3 protein-coding genes and 1 pseudogene are annotated in these 3,192 nt (G+C 63.7%); all 4 read left to right on the top strand.

Going from position 1 to position 3,192, the window contains the following annotated elements:
* Window positions 1–134: 134 nt before the first annotated feature.
* Window positions 135–284: pseudogene (locus tag DID96_RS37410) on the top strand (MFS transporter); the annotation flags it as partial.
* Between the two features lie 182 nt (window positions 285–466).
* Window positions 467–1,231, top strand: a complete 765-nt coding sequence (locus DID96_RS37405) for a ParA family protein (RefSeq protein ID WP_124604307.1) — start codon at window positions 467–469, stop codon at window positions 1,229–1,231.
* A gap of 534 nt (window positions 1,232–1,765) precedes the next feature.
* Complete coding sequence (gene phaP, locus DID96_RS37400; protein WP_124604305.1) at window positions 1,766–2,341, top strand: TIGR01841 family phasin; 576 nt, start codon at window positions 1,766–1,768, stop codon at window positions 2,339–2,341.
* 393 nt (window positions 2,342–2,734) lie between these two features.
* Window positions 2,735–3,192, top strand: a 458-nt coding sequence (locus DID96_RS37395; protein WP_311767794.1) for a beta-ketoacyl synthase N-terminal-like domain-containing protein, incomplete at its 3' end; no start/stop codon positions are given.

Genomic DNA, 3,192 nt, shown 5'->3' with positions numbered 1-3,192 from the left:
CGCAAGGGCGATGGCGAACCCGGCGCAGAGACCATCTGGAAGGGACTCACGAAAGTTCATATCGCCGCGGAAACCATACGCTTATTGCGCGACGACGGCGGCGACGAGACTTGCGTATAACGAGATGCCTTAAAGGCGGGCTCCTGCTGCCGATCCTGTTCGGCGTGCTGCTCGCCCTGCTGCGCGTGCGCACCACCTGCTTCATGTTCCTGTACGGGATCGTGTGGGTGTCGCTGATCCTCATCTACCTGTCGGAAGTGCGTCGCAAGCCGATCGTCGCGTGAGGCTGGCGCGGACGGCAGGCTGCCGGCGCGCGTTGCGGGGTCGCATCGCGCCGCGCCCGGTGGCCGGCGGTTCGCGCGCCATTGTTGCGGGCTCGTGCCGCGATTGTTGCGTTACGTCACGCAACAGTAATATTGGTTCGGCTATGCTGGCTCTTTTCTGGCGCTTCGGGCAAGAGGGGACCATGCGGCGTGTCGTGTTCAACCAGAAGGGCGGCGTAGGCAAGTCGACGATCGTCTGCAATCTCGCGGCGATCAGCGCGAGCGAAGGGCTGCGCACGCTCGTGATCGACCTCGACGCACAGACGAACTCGACCCAGTACCTGCTCGGCGAGCGCGCCGCGGAAGCCGCCCCGACCGTCGCCGATTTCTTCGAAACCGCGCTGACGTTCAACTTCCGACCGGTCGACATCGCGTCGTTCATCCATCCGACCCCGTTCGAGAACCTCGACGTGATGCCCGCGCATCCGGATCTCGATACGCTGCACGGCAAGCTTGAATCGCGCTACAAGATCTACAAGCTGCGCGATGCGCTGAATGAGCTCGACACCTACGACGCCGTCTACATCGACACGCCGCCCGCGCTGAACTTCTACACGCGCTCGGCGCTGATCGCGGTCGAGCGCTGCCTGATTCCGTTCGACTGCGACGACTTCTCGCGCCGCGCGCTGTACACGCTGCTCGAGAACGTGAAGGAAATCCAGCAGGATCACAACGCGGCGCTCGAAGTCGAAGGGATCGTGATCAACCAGTTCCAGCCGCGCGCGAGCCTGCCGCAGCGGCTCGTCGACGAACTCGTCGGCGAAGGGCTGCCGGTGCTCGCGTCACGGCTGTCGTCGTCGGTGAAGATCCGCGAGTCGCACCAGCAGGCGACCCCCGTCATCCATCTCGAGCCGGGCCACAAGCTCGCACAGGAATTCCGCGCACTGCACCAGGAACTGGCCGGCTGACGCCACGCGGCGGCCCGCGGCCGTCGGCCGTTGCCGTGCGCGACATCCGGGCCTGAGCGATCCGCCTGTTCGGAGCGCCATTCATTTCGGGTCGATACCATCCGGCTTTATTCCGTTACTTGACAAGCATTTCTGAAATCGTTTTCTGAGCAAATGCAAAAACGATTTCATGAGGTGTGTTCACCAGTAAATGCGACCTATTTTCCGATGGTGGGAATAATTTGTACGTAAATCTTGCATGACGATGCAGTGGTTTACTTCGAAAGAAAGTAAAAATCCAGAAAAAACAGATCGTTGCAGTGTGTCCCTGAAATAAGGAAGTCACGGTAACCTGCCAATGTAGGGTGCGAGCGCTCGGGGTTAGGGTTTTTCCCGATCATTAATGCCATTTAATTGACAATTAATCGATCTAGAATGAGTGCTCTAAACTTTTTGCACTCAATGAACTGTGTGCGATAAATAGGGAGTCGAACGAATTGATCGACTTCCATAATTCTTACGCAATCTCTCGTATTGCTAACAGGAGCGTGCCCGATGTCCGTTTTCGCCCCCGAAAAATTCATTGCTGATTACCAGTCCGGCGTGACCGCGTTGTTTGCTGCCGCTCAACCGGCGTTCCGCGGCTTCGAGGCCGTGGTCGAGCTGAACCTGCAGGCGACCAAGGCTGCGCTCGAGGAGTACGAAGATCACCTGAAGGGTGCATTCAGCGGCGGCAACCCGGCGGAATTCTTCACGCGCCAGCTTGGCGCGACGCAGCAGGCGGCTGGCAAAGCGGCGTCGTACAGCCGTCACCTGTTCGACATCGCGACGACCACGCAGGCCGAATTCGCGAAGGCTGCGCAGGCGCACTACGAGCAGGCCGACCAGCGCCTGAAGGACGCGCTCGGCGAATTCTCGAAGCACGCGCCGGCCGGCACGGCACCGGTGGTCGCGGCGCTGAATTCGGCGCTGTCGGCGGCGAGCGCCGCGGCGGAAACCATGCGTGCTGCGACGGGCCAGGTCATCGAGGCAGCGCAGAGCGGCTTCGACGCGGTCGGTGCGTCGGCTCGCGCGACCAAGCCGGCAAGCGGCGGGCGCAAGGACACGGCTGCACGCGAATCGGCAGCGTAATTCGGTGGCGTAATCGCGTTGTCGCGCGCCAGTGCGCGACAACACAGCGCGATCGGCGCCCCACCGCCGGATGCCGCGTGTGCCACGCGGTGACCGGCGGCCATTTTTCTTCGGCTGCCGTGTGTCGCGGCGGCCGCAAGTGCAGAGACGCTCCACGCGCGGCGACATGCGGCAGGCATGGGCATGACGGCGCGCAGCAGCGGGCCTGCAGCGATGCCGCATAGCGGCTTGTGCCCGATCCTGCGGAAGCGGGACGGCGCCGGGCGCTGGCAGCGGGATGGCGTCGCGTGCTGGATACAGGATGGCGCCGCGCGCGGCTTGCGCGGCAACCCACGCCGGACCGGCGCATGCCGGCGGCGACCAGGCAATGTGAATCGGATTCAGGAACTGAACATGACTGACGTAGTGATCGTATCGGCCGCGCGGACCGCGGTCGGCAAATTCGGCGGCACGCTTGCGAAGATCGCGGCGCCGGAGCTGGGCGCAACGGTGATCCGCGCGGTGCTGGAGCGTGGCGGCGTGAAGCCGGAGCAGATCAGCGAAGTGATCATGGGCCAGGTGCTCGCGGCGGGCTCGGGCCAGAACCCCGCGCGTCAGTCGCTGATCAAGGCCGGGCTGCCGAGCGCGGTGCCGGGGATGACGATCAACAAGGTGTGCGGCTCGGGCCTGAAGGCGGTGATGCTGGCCGCCAACGCGATCGTGGCGGGCGACGCGGACATCGTGGTCGCGGGCGGCCAGGAGAACATGAGCGCGGCGCCGCACGTGCTGCCGGGCTCGCGCGACGGGTTCCGGATGGGCGACGCGAAGCTGGTCGACACGATGATCGTCGACGGCCTGTGGGACGTCTACAA

This window comes from Burkholderia sp. Bp8963, assembly GCF_003854275.1.
GTDB lineage: Bacteria > Pseudomonadota > Gammaproteobacteria > Burkholderiales > Burkholderiaceae > Burkholderia.
Note: the sequence above shows the minus strand (reverse complement) of the source record. Positions and strands in the feature narration are given on the sequence as shown.